The organism is Amycolatopsis sp. cmx-4-61 (genome assembly GCF_046548775.1).
Classification (GTDB): domain Bacteria; phylum Actinomycetota; class Actinomycetes; order Mycobacteriales; family Pseudonocardiaceae; genus Amycolatopsis.
Genome location: NZ_JAEBEI010000017.1, coordinates 120,335 through 139,671, shown reverse-complemented (window position 1 = coordinate 139,671; position 19,337 = coordinate 120,335). Strand labels below are relative to the sequence as shown.

Sequence of the window (19,337 nt, the reverse complement as noted above, 5' to 3'; positions counted from 1 at the left end):
CCCCAGCGAGAACATGTTCTAGTTTTGGGGCGGAAGGTGGTGTGCCGGTGAAGACCGATCTCGGGTTGGCCGGCGCCGTGGTGCTGGTCACCGGCGGCGTCCGGGGCGTGGGCAGGGGGATCACCGCGGTGTTCCTGGCCCACGGGGCCCACGTGGTGGTGTGTGCGCGACGGGAGGCGGCGACCGGGGCGGAGTTCGTGCCGTGTGACGTGCGGGAGGAAGAACAGGTTTCCGCTCTGGTCGACGGGATCGTGACCCGGCACGGGCGCCTCGACGTGGTGGTGAACAACGCCGGCGGGACGCCGTACGCGCCGGCGGCCCAGGCGCCGCCGCGGCTGCACGAAAAAGTCGTCCGGCTGAACCTGCTGGCCCCGCTGCTGGTGGCGCAGCACGCCAACGCGGTGATGCAGCGCCAGGACGCCGGCGGCTCGATCGTGATGATCTCCAGCGTGAGCGGGACCCGGCCCTCGCCGGGGACCGCGGCCTACGGAGCGGCGAAGGCGGGATTGGCCAACCTCACCGCCAGTCTCGCGGTCGAGTGGGCGCCGAAGGTGCGGGTCAACGCCCTGGCCGTCGGCATGGTGCGGACCGAACAGGCGCACCTGCACTACGGGAGTGAGGCGGCGGTCGAGGCGGTCGGGAAGACCGTGCCGCTCGGGCGGCTCGCCGAACCCGAGGAGGTGGGTGCGTGCGCGGCGTTCCTGGCCTCACCGCTGGCTTCCTACGTGTCCGGCGCGACCTTGCGCGTGCACGGCGGAGGTGAGCTCCCGGCGTTCCTCGCCGCGGCCGACGTCGATCATCGGGAGGATTCGTGAGCGGGTTGTGCCGGGACCGCGTGGTCGTGGTGACGGGCGCGGGCCGGGGGATCGGGCGGGCGCACGCGCTGGCGTTCGCGGCCGAAGGCGCGTCGGTGGTGGTGAACGACGTGGACACCGAGGCGGCCGCGGAGGTGGTCGAGGCGGTCGGTGACAAGGCGGTGGCGAACACCTCCGACGTGGCCGAGTGGGCCGGGGCGAAAGAGCTGATCGACGCGGCGCTGACCCACTTCGGAGGCCTGGACGTACTGGTCAACAACGCCGGCTTCCTCCGCGACCGGATGCTGGTCAACCTGGGCGAGGACGAGTGGGACGCGGTCGTGCGGGTCCACTTGAAAGGACATTTCGCGCCGTTGCGGCACGCTGCGGAACATTGGCGAGCGGAAGCGAAGGCCGGGCGGGTGCCGCGGGCACGGGTGATCAACACCAGCTCGGGCGCGGGCCTGCTGGGCAGCGTGGGCCAGGGGAACTACTCGGCGGCGAAGGCCGGGATCGCCGGGCTGACCGTGGTGGCCGCGGCCGAGCTGGCGCGCTACGGCGTGACGGTGAACGCGATCGCGCCGGCCGCGCGGACCCGGATGACCGAGGGGGTGTTCGCGTCGATGGCCCGGCCGGACACCGGCTTCGACGCGATGGCCCCGGAGAACGTCTCGCCGTTGGTCGTGTGGCTGGGCAGCGAGGAGTCCGCGCACGTCACCGGCCGGGTCTTCGAGGTCGAGGGCGGGAAGGTGGCGCTGGCGCAGGGCTGGCGGCACGGGCCGGTCGTCGACAAGGGCGAGCGCTGGGACCCGGCCGAGCTCGGTCCGGTGGTCGAGGGCCTGCTCGAGCGCGCGCCCGAGCCCGAACCCGTCTACGGAGCCGGCTGATGGGGATCCTGACCAAGCGTGACGGGCACGTCGAGGTCGTGACCGTCGACTTCCCGCCGGTGAACGCGCTGCCCGTGCAGGGCTGGTTCGACCTGGCCGACGCGCTCACGCGGGCGGGGCGGGACCCCGAGGTGCACGTGGTGGTCCTGCGTGCCGAAGGCCGCGGGTTCAACGCGGGGGTGGACATCAAGGAGATCCAGCGCAGCGAGGGCTACGACGCTCTGGTCGGCGCGAACCGCGGCTGCTACGCGGCCTTCGGGGCCGTGTACGACTGCGAGGTCCCGGTGGTCGCCGCGGTGCACGGGTTCTGCCTCGGCGGCGGGATCGGCCTGGTCGGCAACGCGGACGTGATCGTGGCGTCCGAGGACGCGACCTTCGGGGTTCCGGAAGTCGAGCGGGGTGCGCTCGGTGCGGCGACGCACCTGGCGCGGCTGGTCCCGCAGCACCTCATGCGGACCCTGTACTTCACCGCGCGCAAGATCACCGCGGCCGAGCTGCACACCCACGGCTCGGTCTACCGGGTCGTGCCCCGCGCCGAGCTGGACGAGGCGGCGTGGGAGGTCGCGCGGGACATCGCGAAGAAGGACCCACGGGTGATCCGGGCGGCGAAAGAGGCGCTGAACGGCATCGACACCCAGCCGGTGCACCGCAGTTACCGCTTCGAGCAGGGGTTCACCTTCGAGCTGAACCTGCTGGGCGCGTCCGACGAAGCTCGCGAGGAGTTCTTGAATGGCCGATAAGCGCACGACCGCCGACGAGGTGGCGGCCGAGCTGGCGGACGGCATGACGATCGGCATCGGCGGCTGGGGTTCCCGGCGCAAGCCGATGGCCCTGGTCCGCGCGCTCCTGCGCACCCCGGTCAAGGACCTCACCGTCGTCTCCTACGGCGGTCCGGACGTGGGTTTGCTGTGTGCGGCGGGCAAGGTCGCGCGGGTCGTGTTCGGGTTCGTCACCCTGGATTCGGTGCCGTACGACCCCTGGTTCGGCCGGGCCCGCGAGACCGGGGCGATCGAGGTGACCGAGTACGACGAGGGCATGTTCGGCACGGCGTTGTCGGCGGCGGTGCAGCGGCTGCCGTTCCTGCCGACGCGGGCGGGCCTGGGCTCGGAGGTGATGCGCGCCAACCCCGAGCTCCGCACGGTCCGTTCGCCCTATGCCGACGGCGAGGAGCTCGTGGCGGTCCCGGCGCAGCACCTGGACGTGGCGCTGGTGCACCTCAACCGCGCGGACGCGCGCGGCAACGCCCAGTACCTGGGCCCGGACCCGTACTTCGACGAGCTGTTCGCCCTGGCGGCGGACCGGTGCTTCGTGTCGGTCGAGAAGGTCGTCGAGACGGCGGAACTGACGGCGGGCGGGCCGGTGCAGTCGCTGCTGCTGACCCGCGGTGCCGTCGACGGGGTCGTCGAGGCGCCGCGCGGGGCGCACTTCACCACGGCGGTGCCGGACTACGGCCGGGACGAACGCTTCCAGCGGCACTACGCGGCCTGCGCGAAGGATCTCGAGGCGTGGCCGGGGTTCGTGGACCGGTTCCTGTCGGGTGACGAGCGCACCTATCTGTCCGAAGTGGACAAGTTCGGGGCGGAGGCGGCATGAGCGCGACCCGGGCCGAGATCGTCGTGGTGGCGATGGCCGAGGTGTTCCGCGGTGACGGGGAGGTCGTGGCCAGCCCGATGGGCCTGGTCCCGCAGCTGGGCGCGAAGCTGGCGCGGCTGACGTTCGAACCGGACCTGCTGCTGTCCGACGGCGAGGCGTACCTGCTCACGACCGACGGCGTGGTGGAGGGGTGGCAGCCGTTCCGGAAGATGCTGGACACGATCGTGCCGCACGGACGCCGGCACGTGGTGATGGGCGCCAACCAGCTCGACCGGTACGGCAACCAGAACATCTCCGCCATCGGCGAGCACGCCCGCCCGAAGAAGCAGCTGCTCGGGGTGCGGGGCGCACCGGGCAACACGGTCAACCACCGCACCAGCTACTGGGTGCCCCGGCATTCCCGCCGGGTGTTCGTGGAGGCGGTGGACGTCGTGTCGGGCGTCGGCTACGACAGTGCGGCCAAGGCGGGCGCGTCGGCGCAGAAGTACCACGACGTGCACCGGGTGGTCTCGAACCTCGGGGTCTTCGACTTCGGCGGCCCGGAGCACGCGATGCGGGCGGTGTCGCTGCACCCGGGCGTCACCCGCGACGAGGTGACCGCCGCGACGACGTTCGGGATCGACTTCGGCGGCACCGCCACCAGCCGTGAGCCGACGGACGAAGAGCTGCGGCTCATCCGCGCTGTGCTCGACCCGAAAAACCTGCGCGACAAGGAAGTCCCGGCGTGAAGACGGCCCTGACCCGGCTGGTCGGCGTCGAGCACCCGATCGTGCAGACCGGGATGGGCTGGGTCGCCGGCCCCCGCCTGGTCTCGGCCACCGCGGAAGCCGGGGCCCTCGGCATCCTCGCGTCGGCCACGATGACGTTCGGCGAACTGGCCGCGGCCGTCGCCGAAGTCAAGCACCGCACGGAGAAGCCCTTCGGGGTGAACCTCCGCGCCGACGCGGCCGACGCCGGCGAACGCGTCGACCTGCTGATCCGCGAAGGGGTCAAGGTCGCCTCCTTCGCGCTCGCCCCGCGCAAGGAGATGATCGCGAAGCTGCGGGACCACGGGGTCGTCGTGATCCCGTCGGTCGGCGCCGCCCGGCACGCCGAGAAGGTCGCCGCCTGGGGCGCGGACGCCGTCATCGTCCAGGGCGGCGAAGGCGGCGGGCACACCGGGGGCGTGGCCACCACGCTGCTGCTGCCCTCGGTGCTCGACACCGTCGACATCCCCGTCGTCGCCGCCGGCGGGTTCTTCGACGGCCGCGGCCTGGCCGCCGCCCTCGCCTACGGCGCCGCCGGGATCGCGATGGGCACCCGGTTCCTGCTGAGCAAGGAGAGCACGGTCCCCGACGACGTCAAGCGCCTCTACCTGGAGCAGGGGCTCGCCGGAACGGTCGTCACCCGGCGGGTCGACGGCCTCCCGCACCGCGTGCTGCGCACCGACCTCGTCGAGAAGCTCGAACGCACCGGCCGCGTCCGCGGCTTGGCGCAGGCCGCCCGCAACGCGCTGCGCTTCCGGAATATCACCGGCCTGTCCCCGGTTGCGATGCTGCGAGAAGGCTTCGCGACGAAGCACGGCAACGATCTGACGTGGAGCCAGCTGGTCATGGCGGCCAACACCCCGGTGCTGCTGCGGGCGGGGTTGGTCGAAGGCCGGACGGACGCGGGAGTGCTAGCGTCGGGACAGGTGGTGGGCATGATCCACGACCTGCCCACGGTGGCGCAGATCGTCGAGGGCGCAGTGGCCGAGGCAGGTGAGATCCTGCAGCGCCTCGGCCGGCAAACGGGAGGATGAGAGCGTGGCGTTGAAGGTCGGTTACAAGGCGTCTGCGGAGCAGTTCGGGCCGCGGGACCTGGTCGAGTACGCCGTGCGCGCCGAAGAGGCAGGGCTCGACTCGGTGTGGGTGTCCGACCACTTCCTGCCCTGGCGGCACGAGGGCGGGCACGCGCCGTGGGCGCTGGCCTGGATGCCGGCGGTGGCCGAGCGCACGCAGCGGGTGCAGATCGGGACGAGCGTGCTGACCCCGACGTTCCGGTACAACCCGGCGGTGATCGCGCAGGCGTTCGCGACGATGTCGCTGCTGTCGAACGGCCGGGTCATCCTCGGTGTCGGCACCGGGGAGGCGTTGAACGAGATCGCGGTGTCGGGGCGGGAGTGGCCGGAGTTCAAGGAGCGCTTCGCCCGGTTGCGGGAGTCGATCAAGCTGATCCGCGAGCTGTGGACCAGCGACAACGTGAACTTCAAGGGCGACTACTACGAGCTGGTGGACGCGAAGATCTACGACCGGCCGGAGCAGCCGGTGCCGGTGTACGTCGCCGCGGGTGGCCCGGTGGTGGCCAAGTACGCGGGCCGCGCGGGGGACGGGTTCATCTGCACTTCGGGCAAGGGCATGGACCTCTACACCGAGAAGCTGATGCCGGCGGTCAAGGAAGGCGCGGAGGCGGCGGAGAAGACCGTCGAGGACGTCGACCGGACGATCGAGATCAAGCTGTCGTATGACCGCGACCACGAGAAGGCGCTGGAGAACACGCGGTTCTGGGCGCCGCTGTCGCTGTCGGCGGAGCAGAAGCACAGCGTCTCCTCGGCCGAGGAGATGGAACGGCTGGCCGACGAGCTGCCGATCGAGCAGGTCGCCAAGCGCTGGATCGTCGCCTCCGACCCGGACGAAGCCGTCGCCCAGATCAAGCCGTACCTGGACGCGGGTCTCAACCACCTCGTCTTCCACGGCCCGGGCCACGACCAGGAGCGGTTCCTGACCCAGTTCTCCGAGGACGTCCTGCCGAAGCTGCGCGCCCTCGCCTGACCGCAAGCGCCCCAAGGCGCCCTTGGTTGCGTCAGATGCACCGAAGGCCGCCTTGGGTGCGTCAGACGCACCGAAGGCCACATTGGGGCGCTCGGGTCAGAGGCGTTCGATGATGGTGACGTTGGCGGTGCCGCCGCCTTCGCACATCGTCTGCAGCCCGTAACGCCCGCCGCGGCGTTCCAGCTCGTGCAGGAGCGTCGCGAGGAGCTTGGTGCCGGTGGCCCCGATCGGGTGGCCGAGGGCGATCCCGCCCCCGTTCACGTTGACCCGGTCGGGGTCCGCGCCGGTCTCGTCGAGCCAGGCCAGCACGACGCTGGCGAAGGCCTCGTTGACCTCGAACAGGTCGATGTCCCCGATCGCCAGCCCGCTCTTGCGCAGGGCGTGCGCGGTCGCCGGGATCGGGCCGGTCAGCATCCACACCGGATCCGCCGCGCGCACCGACAGGTGGTGGATGCGGGCCCGCGGCGTCAGGCCGTGCTCCTGCACGAAGGCCTCCGACGCCAGCAGCGCCGCGCTCGCGCCGTCGGAAATCTGGCTGGCCACGGCCGCCGTCAGCCGCGATCCTTCGCTCAGCGGCTTCAGGCCGCGCATGCGGTCCAGCGTCGTGTCCCGGCGCGGGCCCTCGTCGTGCCGGAATTCCGCCACCGGCACGGTTTCCGCGGCGAACCGGCCTTCGTCGATGGCCGCCAGGGCCCGCCGGTGACTGCGCAGCGCGTACTCCTCCATGTCCGCGCGGCTGATGTCCCAGTGCTCGGCGATCATGTCGGCGCTGCGGAACTGCGACACCTCGGCACTGCCGTAGCGCTCCTGCCAGCCCTTCGAGCCCGAGAACGGGTCGTCGAAGCCGTGTTCGCGCCCGGCCAGCATGGCCGCGCCGATCGGGATGCGGCTCATGTTCTGCACCCCGCCGGCCAGCACCAGGTCCTGGGTCCCCGACATGACGGCCTGCGCGGCGAAGTGCACGGCCTGCTGGCTGGACCCGCACTGCCGGTCGACGGTCACCCCCGGCACGTGGTCGCCGAACCCGGCCGCGAGCCACGCCGTGCGCGCGATGTTGCCGGACTGCGGGCCGAGGGTGTCGGTGCAGCCGAGGATGACGTCGTCGACCAGGTCGGGGTCGACGCCGGCGCGGTCGACGACGGCCTTGACGACGTGCGCGCCGAGGTCGGCCGGGTGCCACCCGGAAAGCGCGCCGCCGCGGCGGCCGACGGGGGTGCGGACGGCGTCGAGGAGGAAGGCTTCGGGCACGGGGGCTCCTAGGGGTGCTGGCTGCTGACGGAGACGACTTCGCCGGTGAGGTAGCTCGCGTAGTCGCTGGCCAGGAACACCATGACGGTGGCGACTTCCCACGGTTCGGCCGCGCGGCCGAAGGCTTCCCGCTCGGTGAGGTCGTCGAGGAGTTCGTCGCTGGTCACCTTGGCGAGGAACGGGTGCATGGCCAGGCTCGGCGCCACGGCGTTGATCCGGACGCCGTGCTCGGCCGCGTCCAAGGCCGAGCAGCGGGTGAGGGCCATGACGCCCGCCTTGGCGGCGGCGTAGTGGGCCTGCCCGGCCTGGGCGCGCCAGCCGATCACCGAGGCGTTGTTGACGATCGCGCCGCCCCCGCCCTGGGCGACGAACTGGCGCAGGGCCGCGCGGGTGCCGCGGAACGTGCCGGTGAGCGTGATGTCGAGAACCTTCGACCACTCCTCGTCGGTCAGGTCGAGCACGGACTTCGTGCCGCCGAGCCCGGCGTTGTTGACCATGACGTCGAGGCGGCCGAAGTGGTCCACCGCGCCGTCGATCAGCGCCCGGACGTGGTCCTCGCGCGTGACGTCACAGGGGATGGCGTGCACCTTGCCCAGTTCGGCCAGTTCGGCGGCCTTCTCGGTCAGGCGGCGTTCGTGCCAGTCGCTGACCACGACGCTCGCGCCTTCTTCGAGGCAGCGTTTGGCGACGGCCGAGCCGATGCCGGTGCCCGCCGCCGCGGTGACCACCACGACCTTTTCCCGCAGCAGGTCGTGGCCGGGTGGGTACTGGGGGATCACGGGCGGGCCTCCCGGGGCAGGCCGAGGACGCGCTCGGCGATGATGGTGCGTTCGATTTCGTCGGAGCCGCCGTAGATGGTGTCGGCGCGGGTGAACAGGAACAGCCGCTGCCACTCGTCGGGCTCGGCGCCGTCCGAGGTGAGGGACCGCGCGCCGCGGGCGCGCACGGCGAGTTCGCCGAGCCCGCGGTGCCACTGCGCCCACAGCAGCTTCCCGACGGCGACTTCCGGCCCGGCGGCCCGGCCGAGCGTCCGCAGCGCGTGGGCGCGCAGGACGCGCAGGCCGATACGGGCGCGGGCGAGGTCGGCCCGCAGCAGCGGGTCGTCGTAGGTGCCGAGCCGTTTCGCTTCGGCGGTGATGTCGTCGAGCTCGCGGCGGAACCCGATCTGCTGGCCCAGCGTCGAGACCCCGCGTTCGAAGCCGAGGGTGGCCATGGCGATCTTCCAGCCCTCGCCGGGTTCGCCGACGACGTGGGCGGCGGGAGTCCGTGCGTCGTCGAAGAAGACCTCGTTGAACTCCGACGTGCCGGTGAGCTGCTGGATCGGGCGGATGGTGACGCCGTCCTGGCGCAGCGGGACCAGAAGGTAGGAGAGGCCGTGGTGGCGGTGGGAACCGGGTTCGGTGCGGGCGACGACGAAGCACCAGTCGGCCACGTGGGCCAGCGAGGTCCAGGTCTTCTGGCCGTTGAGCACCCACTCGCCGTCCCGCAGCACCGCCGAGGTCGAGACGGCGGCGAGGTCGGAGCCGGCGCCGGGCTCGGAATAGCCCTGGCACCAGAGCTCCCGCACGGCGCGGATCCCGGGCAGGAACCGGTGCTGCTGTTCCGGTGTGCCGAAGGCGATCAGGGTCGGGCCGAGCAGCTGTTCGCCGATGTGGTTCACCCGCGCGGGCGCGCCGGAAGCGGCGTACTCCTCGTGGAAGGCGACCTGTTCCGCCAGCGACAGGCCCCGGCCGCCGTGTTCGACGGGCCAGCCGACGCACGTCCAGCCCGCCGCGGCGAGGTGGCGTTCCCACGCGAGGCGCAGGTCGAACTCCTCGTGCTCCCGGCCCGGGCCGCCGAGGCCGCGCAGGCGGGCGAACCGGCCGGTCAGGTTGCCGGCGAGCCAGTCCGCGACTTCGGTGCGGAATCGCGTGAGTGCCACGCACGCCTCCTTGCTGCCGGGCCGGTCCGGCACCTAGGGTAATGAGAACACGTTCTACTTTGCCGGTCCAGAGGAGGCTGTGGTGGGACAGACCACGATCCCGGCCGTCGTCCGCGATGCCGCCGCGAAGTTCGGCTCCGCCGAGGCGCTGGTCGACGGCTCCGTGCGGCTCGGGTACGACCAGCTTCTGGAACGTGTTCGAACCGTCGCGCGGGCCTTCGCCGCGTGCGGTGTCCAGGCGGGCGACCGGGTCGCGGTCGCCCTGCCCAACACCCACCACTGGGTCACGGCGGCGCTGGGCGCGCTCTACGCGGGCGCGGTCCTGATCCCGGTCAACACCCGCTTCACCGCCACCGAGACGGTCGACCTGCTCGTCCGCGGCCGGGCCAAGGCGCTCGTCGTGGCCGCCGACTTCCTCGGGACCGACCGCCACGCCGCCATCCGCGCCACCGGCGCCGAACTGCCGGACCTCGCCACCGTCGTCCGGGTGCCGCTGCAGGAGCCGCACCGGCCGGTCGAGGGCACGCTGGGCTGGACCGAGTTCCTGGCCCTGGCCGAGCGGGTGCCCGAGGCCGACGCCGAGGCGCGCGCGGACGCCGTCGCCCCGGACGACGTGAGCGACATCCTCTTCACCTCCGGCACCAGCGGCCGCGCCAAGGGCGTGCTCTCGGCCCACCGCCAGACCGTCGACGTCGCCGCGGCGTGGGCGGACTGCGGCCAGGTCACCGCCGACGACCGGTACCTGGTGATCAACCCGTTCTTCCACAGCTTCGGCTACAAGGCCGGCATCGTCGTGGGGCTGCTGACCGGCGCGACGATCGTCCCGCAGGCGGTCTTCGACGTCCGCGAGGCGCTGAAGGTGATCGAGCGGGAGCGGATCTCGGTGCTGCCCGGCGCACCGACGGTCTTCCAGTCGCTGCTGCACGAGCCGCGCAAGGGCGATCTGTCGTCGCTGCGGCTCGCGGTCACCGGGGCGGCGACCGTGCCCGCCTCGCTCGTCCGGCGGATGCGGTCGGACCTCGGGTTCGAAACCGTCCTCACCGCCTACGGCCTCACCGAGGCCGTGATGGTGACGATGTGCCGCCCCGGCGACCCCGCGGACCTCGTCGCGAGCACCTCCGGCCGGGCGACCGCGGGGTTCGAAGTGGCGATCCAGGGGGCGCCGGGCGAGATCGTCCTGCGCGGGCCGAACGTGATGCTCGGCTACCTCGACGATCCCGAGGCCACGGCCGAGGCCGTCGACGAGCGGGGCTGGCTGCACACCGGCGACGTCGGCGAGCTCGACGCCGCCGGGAACCTCACGATCACCGGCCGGCTCAAGGACATGTACATCTGCGGCGGGTTCAACGTCTACCCGGCCGAGGTCGAACACGCCCTGACCGAGCTGGCGGGTGTCCGGGACGCCGCCGTGGTCGGCGTCCCGGACGAGCGGCTCGGCGAAGCCGGCAAGGCGTTCGTCGTCGGGACCGGGCTGACGGCCGAGGGGGTCATCGCCTTCTGCCGCGAGCGGCTCGCCAACTACAAGACCCCGAAGTACGTCGAGTTCGTGGACGCCCTGCCGCGCAACGCTTCCGGCAAGGTGCTGAAGCGGCTGCTGACCGAGGAGAACGCATGAGTGAATCGGTGGTCCGGTCGCGGCGGCGGGGGCCGGTGGCGGTGGTGACCATGAACCGGCCGGAGTACCGCAACGCCCAGAACTCGGCCATGACCTACGCCCTCGACGACGCCTTCACCGAGGCCGTCAACGATTCCGAGGTCAAGGTGATCGTCCTGGCGGGGGCAGGGCAGCACTTCTCGGCCGGGCACGACATCGGCAGCCCGGGCCGCGACGCGGACCGGCCGTTCGACCGGCGGGCGGTCCTGTGGTGGGACCACACCGACCGCGCCGGCGGCGACCGGCGGTTCGCCCGCGAGTCCGAGGTGTACCTGGGGATGTGCCGCCGGTGGCGGGAGATCCCCAAGCCGATGATCGCCAGCGTGCAGGGAGCGTGCATCGCCGGCGGGCTGATGCTGGCCTGGGTGTGCGATCTGATCGTGGCGGCCGATGACGCGTTCTTCGCCGATCCGGTGGTGCGGATGGGCATCCCGGGCGTCGAGTACTTCGCGCACCCGTGGGTGCTCGGTCCCCGGGCGGCCAAGGAGGTGCTGTTCACCGGGGAACGGTTCACGGTGCAGCAGGCCAAGGAGTGGGGGATGGTGACCCGGATCGTCCCGCGCGCGGAACTGGCGGAGCGCACCCTGGAGCTCGCGGAGAAGATCGCCGGGATGCCGCAGTTCGGGCTGGCCCTGGCGAAGAAGGCGGTCAACCAGGCCGAAGACCTGATGGGCCTGCGGTCCGGAATGGACTCCGTCTTCGGGCTGCACCACCTGGCGCACGCGCACAACGCGGAGACCTCGGCGGACTCCTTGGGCGGGCAGTCGGCGCGGTCGATGCGCGACGCGAACAAGGAGACCTGATGGACCTCGACATCGACGAGGCCTCGGCCGCCTTTCGCGACGAAGCACGGGACTGGCTGGCGGAGCATGTCCGGCCGTTGCCGTCGATGGACACCGCGGAAGGGTTCGCGGCGCACCGGGAGTGGGAGGCCGAGCTCGCCGCGGCACGGTGGTCGGTGGTCTCGTGGCCGCGGGAGTACCACGGCCGCGACGCCTCGATGCTGCAGTGGCTGCTGTTCGAGGAGGAGTACTACGCCTCCGGCGCGCCGGGGCGGGTGTCGCAGAACGGGATCTTCATGCTCGGGCCGACGTTGTTCGCCCACGGCACGCGGGAGCAACGCGACCGGATTCTCCCGCCGATGGCGACCGGCGAGCAGGTGTGGGCGCAGGCCTGGTCGGAGCCCGAGGCGGGCAGCGACATCGCCGCGCTGCGGAGCACGGCGGTCCGCACCGGCGGCGGCTGGCTGCTGTCCGGGCAGAAGACGTGGAGTTCCCGGGCGGCCTTCGCCGACCGCGCGTTCGGGTTGTTCCGGACCGACCCGGACGCGCGCCGGCATCACGGCCTGACCTACTTCATGGCCGATCTGCGCGCCGAGGGGGTCACGGTCCGCCCGATCCCGCAGCTGGACGGCGAACCCGGGTTCGCGGAGATCTTCTTCCACGACGTGTTCGTGCCCGACGAGGACGTGATCGGCGAGGCCGGCCAGGGCTGGCGGGTGGCGATGACGACGGCGAACAACGAGCGCGGGCTGTCGCTGCGCAGTCCGGGCCGGTTCCTCGCCGCGGCCGATCGCCTGGTGGAACTCTGGCGTGCGCACGGCTCGCCGGAGTCCACAAGGGACAGAGTGGCCGACGCCTGGATCGGCGCCCGCGCCTACCAGCTCTACACGTTCGGCACGGTGAGCAGGCTGGCCGACGGCGGCGAGCTCGGGCCGGAGTCCAGCGTCAACAAGCTGTTCTGGTCGCACCTGGACGTCGACCTCCACGAAACCGCCCTCGACGTGCTCGGCCCGGCCGCCGAAACCGACCCGGCCTGGGTGACCGGCTACCTGTTCTCCCTCGCCGGCCCGATCTACGGCGGCACCGACCAGATCCAGCGCAACACCATCGCCGAACGGCTGCTGAAGCTCCCGAGGGAGGCCCGCCGATGAGGTTCCGGCTCTCCCCGGAGCAGCGGCAGTTCGCCGCGACCCTGCACGAGCTGCTGGGCGGGGCGGACACCGCGGCCGCCGCCCGGGCCTGGGCGGCGGGGGAGCACGACCGCGGCCTCAAGCTCTGGCGCGCGCTCGCCGACGTCGGGGTCTTCGCGCTGCTGGCCGACGAAGACCACGGCGGCCTCGGTGCCGGGCCGGTCGACCTGGTGGTCGCCTGCGAGGCGCTCGGCTACCACGCCGTCCCGGGCCCGGTCGTCGAGTCCGCGGCGGTCGCCCCGGCGCTGCTGACCGGCGACCGGCTCACCGCCCTCGCCGAGGGCGACCTGGTGGCCACCGTCGTCGCCCCGCCGGAAGTCCCGCTGGCCCTGGACGCCGACATCGCCGGCGTGGTCCTGGACCTCACCGGCGCCGAGCTCACCGGCGTCGGCACCGAGCCCGTGCGCTCGATCGACCCGCCGCGGCGGCTGTTCCGGGTCCCCGCCGCCCCGGCGGCCGCGGGCACGGCGTTCGACCGCGGTGTGCTGGCCGTGGCCGCCCAGCTCGTGGGGCTGGGCCAGTGGCTGCTCGACACGGCGGTGGCGTACGCGAAGCAGCGCAAGCAGTACGGCCGGGCCATCGGCGAGTACCAGGCGATCAAGCACCTCCTCGCCGACGTCGTCACGCGGCTGGAACTGGCCCGGCCGCTGCTCTACGGCGCCGCCGTCGCCGGGGACACCTTCGCCCGGGACGTCTCGGCGGCGAAGGCGATGGCCACCGACGCCGCCGTCCTGGCCGCGCGGACCGCGCTGCAGGTGCACGGCGCCATCGGCTACACGGCCGAACACGACCTCGGCCTCCGGCTGACGAAGGTGCGGGCCCTCGCGGGGGCGTGGGGGACCGGGTCGTTCCACCGGGCGCGGGTCCTGCGATGACGGACCCGATGGAGACCGAGCAGGCCCGGGCGCTGCGGGACGCGGTCCGCGCCCTGCTGACCCGCCGGTCGGGGCCGGCGGCGGTGCGGGCCGCGATGGCGTCGCCGCTCGGCCACGACGACAAGCTGTGGTCGACGCTCTGCGAGCAGATCGGCGTCGCCGGCCTGGCCATCCCGGAGCACTACGGCGGCGTGGGCGCCGGGCTCCCCGAGGCGTGCGTGGTGCTGGCGGAGCTCGGCCGGACCCTCACGCCGTCGCCGATGCTGGGTTCGGCGGTGCTGTGCGGCGAAGCGTTGCTGCGCACCGGAAACGACGAAGCGTGCGAACGGCTGCTGCCGGGCATCGCCGCCGGAACGACGCTGGCCGCGCTGGCCTGGTCCGACGAGGACGGACAGTGGACGCCGGCGCTGAGGGCCTCCGGCGCCGGGCTGACCGGCCGCGCCCATTACGTCCTGGACGGCGACCTCGCCGACGTCCTGCTCGCCGTGGCCCGCACGGACGACGGCGCCGGCCTGTTCGAAGTCGACCCGGCCGCGGTCCGCCGGGAGCGGGTCACCAGCCTGGACCCGGGCCGGCGTCTCGCGGTCGTCGAGTGCGCTGCGACGCCGGCCCGCCGCCTCGACACCGGCGGGTTCGCCGGGCCACTGCGGCAGGTGCGCGACACGGCGGTGGTCGCCGTCGCGGCCGAGCAGGTGGGGGCGGCCGCGCGCGCCCTGGAGCTGACGGTCGAGTACACGAAGCAACGCCGTCAGTTCGGCCGCCCGATCGGGTCGTTCCAGGCGCTGAAGCACCGGATGGCCGACGTGCACGTCCACGTCGAAGCGGCCCGTTCGGCGCTGTACGCGGCGGTGGCGGACGGCGACCCGGAGGCCGTCACGACCGCGAAGGTCGTGTGCAGCGAAGCGTTCGCCCACGCGGCCGCGGAGATGATCCAGCTCCACGGCGGCATCGCGATCACCTGGGAACACGACGCCCACCTGTACTTCAAGCGGGCGCACGGAACCGCGCTGCTGTTCGGCGACCCGGCTTCCTGGCTCAGCCGCTGAGCCGGCGGCTGGGCCGGGTACCTCGCGGTGGGGTCAGTCGAGGGCTCGCGGGTGAGCCGGTCTCGGCTCAGCCGCCGAGTCGGGCGGCTGGACCGGGGTGGCCGGGATGGGTGGCCGGGCCTTGCGGTCCCCGGCCTCGTCGCTCAGCCGGTGAGCCGGGCCGCCGAGCCGGGCAGTTCGCGGTTCGCTTCGTCGAGGCCGCGGGCGACCAGGCGGCAGGCCCGGCACCCGGCGACGTGCTCGGCGACCGCGTTCGCCCGGCGCGGGGGCAGGGCACCGCGGACCCAGGCGCCCATCCGGCGGCGGGGTTCGCGGCAGACCGGTTCCTCCGGCTCGGGTACCTGGACCTGCAGGTAGGCCTGTCGCAGGCCCTCCCGCGCGCGCATCGCCAGCGCCGCGACGCTGTTCGGCGACAGCCCCAGGGACGGCGCCACCTCGCGCGGGCTGCCGCCCTCGGCCTCGGTCCGCCACAGCACCGTCCGCCACCGGCCGGGCAGCGTGCAGTAGGCCGACCACACGAGCCGGGCGTTCGAGCGGCGCAGGGCGAGCTCGTCGGCCCCGCCGGCGGCCGCCTCGGGGACCGTGGCCCACAGCTCGACCCGGCTGCGCTGCTTGCTCCACCGGGACACCAGGTTGCGCAGGGTCACCACCAGGTAGGGCCGCAGGTCGCCGCGCGGGCCGCCGCCGGCGCGCACGACGGTCAGCACCCGGGCGAACGTCTCGGCCACCAGGTCGTCACGCTCGGCGGGCTGGCGCGCCCACGCCGCGGCCGTCCGCCGGAGCGGCTCGGCGTGCCGCCGGTAGAGCCGCCCGGCGGCGTCGAGGTCCCCGCCCCGGAGGGCGGCGAGCAGCACGGAGTCCGGCTCGTCGTCGGCTGGTTCCATGGCGGTCTCCCCGTGATCAGGCACGCTCCGTGATTCCGGGTACCCAAAGTAAGCGGGCCTGTGACGTCCGTAACCGCCGGACGGCCCGATCGGGTGGTTCCGCCTTGTCCGCGAGTGTCGCGCCGGACTCGCTCCGAGCGCCGCCTCAGACCGCGAAGACCTGCGCGTCGTCGGCGAAGGCCTTGAACTCCAGGGCGTTGCCCGCCGGGTCGAGCAGGAACATCGTCCACTGCTCGCCGGGCTGGCCGGCGAAGCGGACGTACGGCTCGATCACGAACTCCGTGCCCGCGGCCCGCAGCCGCTCGGCGAGCACCCGGAACTGCGGGACGGCCAGGATCAGCCCGAAGTGCGGCACCGGCACGTCGTGGCCGTCGACCGGGTTGTGCACCCGCCGGGGCCCGGCCGGGGCCAGGTGCGTCACGAACTGGTGGCCGTGCAGGTTCCAGTCGACCCACGTGTCCGCGCTGCGGCCCTGCTCGAGGCCGAGGACCTCGCCGTAGAAGCGCCGGGCGGCGGCCAGGTCGTCCACCGGCATCGCCAGGTGGAAGCGGGGGAGGGGCAGCGTCATGGGGTTCCCTTCGCCGAAGTCTTGGCTGAATGTTAACATTACGACATGAGTGGTTCGCTGCTTCCGGCCCGCCGCCGCGGGCTGGCCGACGAGGTCGCCGACCGGATCCGCGAGGCGGTCTTCGACGGCGGCTACGCGCCCGGCAGCCAGTTGCGCGAAGTCGAGCTGGCGGGAGCGCTGGGCGTCAGCCGCGGGCCGGTGCGGGAGGCGCTGCTCAAGCTGGAGCGCGAAGGCCTCGTCCACAGCGAGTGGCACCGCGGCACGACGGTGACCGCCCTGTCCGACGCCGACGTCGCCGAGCTGGACAGCCTGCGGGCGGCCCTCGAACAGCTGGCCGTCGAGCGGGTGGTCGCGCACGCCGGCGACGAGGACCTCGCCGCGATCGACGCCGTGGTGCGGCGCATGGAACGCGCGGCCGACGAGCACGAGATGGTCCGGTGCGACCTCGAATTCCACGACGCGGTCTACGCGGCCGCCGGCCACCGGCGGCTGCACGAAGCCTGGCTGGCGATCCGCTCGCAGGTGCACCTGTTCCTGCTGACCCGCATCGGCGTCGCCACCGACGGCTACCTCGCGGGCATCCCCGCCGAACACCGGGAACTCGCGACAGCCCTGCGGGCACGCGACCGGGAGGCGGCACTGGCGCTGTTCGCCGAGCACCGCCGCCACGCCTTCGAAATCCTGAGTGGACGGACGTCCTAGCGCGTCACCGCACGAGGCCCGCCGCCGTCCGGATCTCCGGCACCTCGCTCGTGGCGTCGAGCCCGCGGAAGGGCCGACTTCGCCTCCCGCGGGAACTCGGCCGGCTTGCAGACCCGGACGCCTTCGTCGAGGTGACCGCCGCCTTGCCCGCGCTGCCGGTCAGCCGGGTGAAGCTGCCGGCGTCAGCGGCGAAAATCCCGCACGGGAAGCACGATCGCCGACGGGTGCGCCGGGTCGTGGTGGACCTGCTGGTCCGCGGCCCGCAGCGTGACCGCGGTGGCGTGCGGTTCGCCGGTGCCGGGATTGCGGGCGTAGCGCGGGAAAGCGCCGCTGGACACCTGGACCCGGATGCGGTGGCCGCGCCGGAACCGGTGCGCCGTCGGCCACAACCGGACTCCGACGGCGGCCGGCTCGTCGGCGTCGCGGAGGCTGGTGAGGCCGTCGCAGACGTTGACCGACCGGCCGTCCGGGCCGACGTCGCAGAGCCGGACGAAGACGTCGGCGAACCGCAGGCTCGAGCGGAACCAGATCTCGGCGTGCACGTCCCCGATCACTTCGACGTCTTCGCCGAGCACCGCCGTGGTGTAGGTCAGGACGTCGGCACGGGCTTCGAGCGCCGCGTTGTCCACCCGGCCCGCGTCGGGAGCCATGCGGACGCCGCCGGCGGCCGGGGTCGGGTCCGCCGGGTCGTAGCGGTAGCGGTCCGGCGCGGCCTCCGCGGGCACGTCCGGGGACAGCGCTCCTCCGGCCTGCAGGTGGAACCGTTGCGGCGCATAGCCTTCCGGCGGCCACGAGGCGAAGTCCCGCCACGCCTCCTCGCCCATCACGAACAGCCGGACCGGCGCCCGCTCCGGCGGCCGCTCGCCGCGGGCGTGCGCGAGCCCGAACCCGAGGGCTTCGCGCAGGGCCGCACCCGTGCTGCGGAGCAGGTCGCGGCCCCCGGCGTGGGTCCAGGGCCCGACGGTCAGCCGCGGCCGCCGTCCCGCGTCCTGCAGCGTGCGGTAGTCGCGCAGCTGGCCCGGCAGGAAGATGTCGTACCAGCCGGCGACCGAGCTGACCGGAACGGCGACGTCGGCGACGCGGTGCCGGTGGTCGGCCTCCGCCCAGCGCGGGTGGTGCTCGGTGCGGGTGAGGACGTCCTGGAGGTAGTCGGACCGGCGCCCGATGGCGACGACGTCGGCCTGGGCGAGCGGCAGGGTGTTCAGTGCCTGCTGCAGCTTCTTCGCCTGGCTGCGGTGCCGGAGCGGCGCGAACCGGCGCTCCTGGACCGCGACCTGGACACCCCACCCGAACGGCGTCTCCAGCGAAAGGCCGTCCTCACGCAGGAATTCCAGCGTCAGCCCGGACTCGGTGACCTGCGGGACCATCGCCTTCACCTGCGGGGGCAGGCGATCCGCAGCCGCCCACTGCACGTAGCCGAGGTAGCTCGGGCCGACGAGCACGACCGCGTCGCCGGCCCACGGCTGCGCCACCACCCAGTCCAGCGTGGCGAGCCCGTCTTCGCGTTCCTGCCGCAGCGGGTCGAAGAGGCCGCCGGAGCCGAAGCCGCCGCGGGTGCTCTGCATCAGCACCTGGAACCCGCGTTCGGCCAGCGGGCGGGCCAGGATCGCCCCGAAGCCGCCCCGGCGGCCGTACGGCGTGCGCACCAGCGCGACCGGCAGCCCGTCCCCGCCTGCGCGGGGCGCCCACCGGTCGGCGAGCAGCTCGACCCCGTCGGGCATCGGGACGCGCAGGTCCCGCTGGACGGTGAGGCGCCGGGTGACCGGTGCGGGCAGGTCCAGCAGGCGTTGCACGACACGGCTGATCACCGGACGGCCTCCTTCGTGAGCAGCGCGGCGACGACCGCCTGCATCCGCAGCAGCCGTCCGGCGAATTCCCGCGGGTCGAGCGGGTCCGGCCCGTCGACGACCCACGCGTTGACGACCGCCCCGGCCCCGCCGGTCAGGAAGGTCGCGAGGTCCTCGAGGCCTTCGGCGTCGAGGCGGCCGCCGAGGGCCCGGCCGAGGTTCGCCCGGTTGACCGGCAGGAACAGGCCGGTCAGGGCCTTGTTGAGGGCGAAGGCGGACGCCCCGGTCAGCAGGGCGCGGTAGAAGCGCCGGTACCGGGCGAAGTGCCGGCCCAGGGCCAGGGCCGCCGCGTCTTCGCCGCCGGGAGCCGTGAGTTCGCCGAGCAGTTCGCGCCGGACGAGGTCGAGCGCGGCTTCCAGCAGCAGCGCGTCGCGGTCGCCGAACTGCTGGTAGAGCACCTGGCGGCTGACGTCGGCCGCCTCGGCGAGCTCGGACACCGGAACGGCGGCGGAGCCGCGTTCGGACACGAGCTCGACCGCGGCCCGCATCAGCGCCGCCCGCGACCGGCGCACCCGCCGGTCCTTGGCGGGCGCTTCGGTCGTCCAATCGCCGGGCAC

General features: G+C 73.3%; 20 protein-coding genes. 13 read left to right on the top strand and 7 right to left on the bottom strand.

Annotated features, from left to right (window positions below):
* Positions 1–47: 47 nt before the first annotated feature.
* From ACLJOU_RS35865 to fgd, 7 genes are read left to right on the top strand one after another with little or no spacing between them, the layout of a single operon-like run.
* Entirely contained in the window at positions 48–815 is a 768-nt protein-coding gene (locus ACLJOU_RS35865; RefSeq protein ID WP_410573710.1) for an SDR family oxidoreductase, read from the top strand.
* On the top strand, positions 812–1,681 hold the full coding sequence (locus ACLJOU_RS35860) for an SDR family oxidoreductase (protein ID WP_410573709.1): 870 nt from the start codon (positions 812–814) through the stop codon (positions 1,679–1,681). The genes ACLJOU_RS35865 and ACLJOU_RS35860 overlap by 4 nt, the downstream gene beginning before the upstream one ends.
* Positions 1,681–2,421 carry an enoyl-CoA hydratase family protein gene (locus tag ACLJOU_RS35855; RefSeq protein ID WP_410573708.1) on the top strand — a complete coding sequence of 247 codons (741 nt, stop codon included), beginning with the start codon at positions 1,681–1,683 and terminating at the stop codon, positions 2,419–2,421. Before ACLJOU_RS35860 ends, ACLJOU_RS35855 begins: the two co-directional genes overlap by 1 nt.
* Entirely contained in the window at positions 2,411–3,274 is an 864-nt protein-coding gene (locus ACLJOU_RS35850; RefSeq protein ID WP_410573707.1) for a CoA transferase subunit A, read from the top strand. Before ACLJOU_RS35855 ends, ACLJOU_RS35850 begins: the two co-directional genes overlap by 11 nt.
* Positions 3,271–4,002 carry a CoA-transferase subunit beta gene (locus tag ACLJOU_RS35845; protein ID WP_410573706.1) on the top strand — a complete coding sequence of 244 codons (732 nt, stop codon included), beginning with the start codon at positions 3,271–3,273 and terminating at the stop codon, positions 4,000–4,002. Before ACLJOU_RS35850 ends, ACLJOU_RS35845 begins: the two co-directional genes overlap by 4 nt.
* On the top strand, positions 3,999–5,054 hold the full coding sequence (locus ACLJOU_RS35840) for an NAD(P)H-dependent flavin oxidoreductase (protein WP_410573705.1): 1,056 nt from the start codon (positions 3,999–4,001) through the stop codon (positions 5,052–5,054). The genes ACLJOU_RS35845 and ACLJOU_RS35840 overlap by 4 nt, the downstream gene beginning before the upstream one ends.
* Positions 5,055–5,058: 4 nt before the next feature.
* On the top strand, positions 5,059–6,063 hold the full coding sequence (fgd, locus tag ACLJOU_RS35835; protein WP_410573704.1) for a glucose-6-phosphate dehydrogenase (coenzyme-F420): 1,005 nt from the start codon (positions 5,059–5,061) through the stop codon (positions 6,061–6,063).
* A gap of 96 nt (positions 6,064–6,159) precedes the next feature.
* On the opposite strand, the gene ACLJOU_RS35830 is transcribed toward fgd, so the two are convergent.
* The 3 genes from ACLJOU_RS35830 to ACLJOU_RS35820 are packed head-to-tail and all read right to left on the bottom strand — an operon-like array spanning position 6,160 to position 9,232.
* On the bottom strand, positions 6,160–7,311 hold the full coding sequence (locus tag ACLJOU_RS35830) for an acetyl-CoA C-acetyltransferase (protein WP_410573703.1): 1,152 nt from the start codon (positions 7,309–7,311) through the stop codon (positions 6,160–6,162).
* A gap of 8 nt (positions 7,312–7,319) precedes the next feature.
* Positions 7,320–8,090 (bottom strand): SDR family oxidoreductase, encoded by a 771-nt coding sequence (locus ACLJOU_RS35825; protein ID WP_410573702.1) that lies wholly within the window; start codon positions 8,088–8,090, stop codon positions 7,320–7,322.
* Positions 8,087–9,232, bottom strand: a complete 1,146-nt coding sequence (locus ACLJOU_RS35820; protein ID WP_410573701.1) for an acyl-CoA dehydrogenase family protein — start codon at positions 9,230–9,232, stop codon at positions 8,087–8,089. The genes ACLJOU_RS35825 and ACLJOU_RS35820 overlap by 4 nt, the downstream gene beginning before the upstream one ends.
* Before the next feature lie 82 nt (positions 9,233–9,314).
* Here ACLJOU_RS35820 and ACLJOU_RS35815 point away from each other — a divergent pair, with 82 nt between their 5' ends.
* The 5 genes from ACLJOU_RS35815 to ACLJOU_RS35795 are packed head-to-tail and all read left to right on the top strand — an operon-like array spanning position 9,315 to position 14,779.
* Positions 9,315–10,847 carry a FadD3 family acyl-CoA ligase gene (locus tag ACLJOU_RS35815; RefSeq protein ID WP_410573700.1) on the top strand — a complete coding sequence of 511 codons (1,533 nt, stop codon included), beginning with the start codon at positions 9,315–9,317 and terminating at the stop codon, positions 10,845–10,847.
* Complete coding sequence (locus ACLJOU_RS35810) at positions 10,844–11,689, top strand: enoyl-CoA hydratase (protein WP_410573699.1); 846 nt, start codon at positions 10,844–10,846, stop codon at positions 11,687–11,689. The genes ACLJOU_RS35815 and ACLJOU_RS35810 overlap by 4 nt, the downstream gene beginning before the upstream one ends.
* Positions 11,689–12,819: an acyl-CoA dehydrogenase family protein gene (locus tag ACLJOU_RS35805; protein WP_410573698.1), complete on the top strand. Its 1,131-nt coding sequence runs from the start codon at positions 11,689–11,691 to the stop codon at positions 12,817–12,819. Before ACLJOU_RS35810 ends, ACLJOU_RS35805 begins: the two co-directional genes overlap by 1 nt.
* Positions 12,816–13,733 carry an acyl-CoA dehydrogenase family protein gene (locus ACLJOU_RS35800; RefSeq protein WP_410573697.1) on the top strand — a complete coding sequence of 306 codons (918 nt, stop codon included), beginning with the start codon at positions 12,816–12,818 and terminating at the stop codon, positions 13,731–13,733. The genes ACLJOU_RS35805 and ACLJOU_RS35800 overlap by 4 nt, the downstream gene beginning before the upstream one ends.
* The gene (locus tag ACLJOU_RS35795) at positions 13,730–14,779 is read left to right on the top strand and encodes an acyl-CoA dehydrogenase family protein (RefSeq protein WP_410573696.1); all 1,050 of its coding nucleotides are present in this window, start codon (positions 13,730–13,732) and stop codon (positions 14,777–14,779) included. Before ACLJOU_RS35800 ends, ACLJOU_RS35795 begins: the two co-directional genes overlap by 4 nt.
* 143 nt (positions 14,780–14,922) lie before the next feature.
* Here ACLJOU_RS35795 and ACLJOU_RS35790 read toward each other — a convergent pair whose 3' ends face one another.
* Together ACLJOU_RS35790 and ACLJOU_RS35785 are read right to left on the bottom strand one after the other, a co-directional pair.
* Positions 14,923–15,663, bottom strand: coding sequence for a sigma-70 family RNA polymerase sigma factor (locus ACLJOU_RS35790; RefSeq protein WP_410573695.1), 741 nt, complete (start codon positions 15,661–15,663; stop codon positions 14,923–14,925).
* Between the two features lie 145 nt (positions 15,664–15,808).
* A complete protein-coding gene (locus tag ACLJOU_RS35785; RefSeq protein ID WP_410573694.1) occupies positions 15,809–16,231 on the bottom strand; it encodes a VOC family protein in 423 nt (140 codons plus the stop codon).
* A gap of 45 nt (positions 16,232–16,276) precedes the next feature.
* Here ACLJOU_RS35785 and ACLJOU_RS35780 point away from each other — a divergent pair, with 45 nt between their 5' ends.
* Positions 16,277–16,933: a GntR family transcriptional regulator gene (locus tag ACLJOU_RS35780; RefSeq protein ID WP_410573693.1), complete on the top strand. Its 657-nt coding sequence runs from the start codon at positions 16,277–16,279 to the stop codon at positions 16,931–16,933.
* 182 nt (positions 16,934–17,115) lie between these two features.
* Here the strand turns inward: ACLJOU_RS35780 and ACLJOU_RS35775 are convergent, their stop codons facing one another.
* Positions 17,116–18,741: a CocE/NonD family hydrolase gene (locus tag ACLJOU_RS35775; RefSeq protein WP_410573692.1), complete on the bottom strand. Its 1,626-nt coding sequence runs from the start codon at positions 18,739–18,741 to the stop codon at positions 17,116–17,118.
* Positions 18,738–19,337: a TetR/AcrR family transcriptional regulator gene (locus ACLJOU_RS35770; RefSeq protein ID WP_410573691.1), complete on the bottom strand. Its 600-nt coding sequence runs from the start codon at positions 19,335–19,337 to the stop codon at positions 18,738–18,740. Before ACLJOU_RS35770 ends, ACLJOU_RS35775 begins: the two co-directional genes overlap by 4 nt.

Excerpts from the sequence above, each read along its gene's own strand:
- ACLJOU_RS35855 (WP_410573708.1), top strand. The coding sequence starts at position 1,681 with ATGGGGATCCTGACCAAGCGTGACGGGCACGTCGAGGTCGTGACCGTC.
- ACLJOU_RS35850 (WP_410573707.1), top strand. The coding sequence starts at position 2,411 with ATGGCCGATAAGCGCACGACCGCCGACGAGGTGGCGGCCGAGCTGGCG.
- ACLJOU_RS35845 (WP_410573706.1), top strand. The coding sequence starts at position 3,271 with ATGAGCGCGACCCGGGCCGAGATCGTCGTGGTGGCGATGGCCGAGGTG.
- ACLJOU_RS35810 (WP_410573699.1), top strand. The coding sequence starts at position 10,844 with ATGAGTGAATCGGTGGTCCGGTCGCGGCGGCGGGGGCCGGTGGCGGTG.
- ACLJOU_RS35805 (WP_410573698.1), top strand. The coding sequence starts at position 11,689 with ATGGACCTCGACATCGACGAGGCCTCGGCCGCCTTTCGCGACGAAGCA.
- ACLJOU_RS35800 (WP_410573697.1), top strand. The coding sequence starts at position 12,816 with ATGAGGTTCCGGCTCTCCCCGGAGCAGCGGCAGTTCGCCGCGACCCTG.
- ACLJOU_RS35795 (WP_410573696.1), top strand. The coding sequence starts at position 13,730 with ATGACGGACCCGATGGAGACCGAGCAGGCCCGGGCGCTGCGGGACGCG.
- ACLJOU_RS35790 (WP_410573695.1), bottom strand. The coding sequence starts at position 15,663 with ATGGAACCAGCCGACGACGAGCCGGACTCCGTGCTGCTCGCCGCCCTC.
- ACLJOU_RS35785 (WP_410573694.1), bottom strand. The coding sequence starts at position 16,231 with ATGACGCTGCCCCTCCCCCGCTTCCACCTGGCGATGCCGGTGGACGAC.
- ACLJOU_RS35780 (WP_410573693.1), top strand. The coding sequence starts at position 16,277 with ATGAGTGGTTCGCTGCTTCCGGCCCGCCGCCGCGGGCTGGCCGACGAG.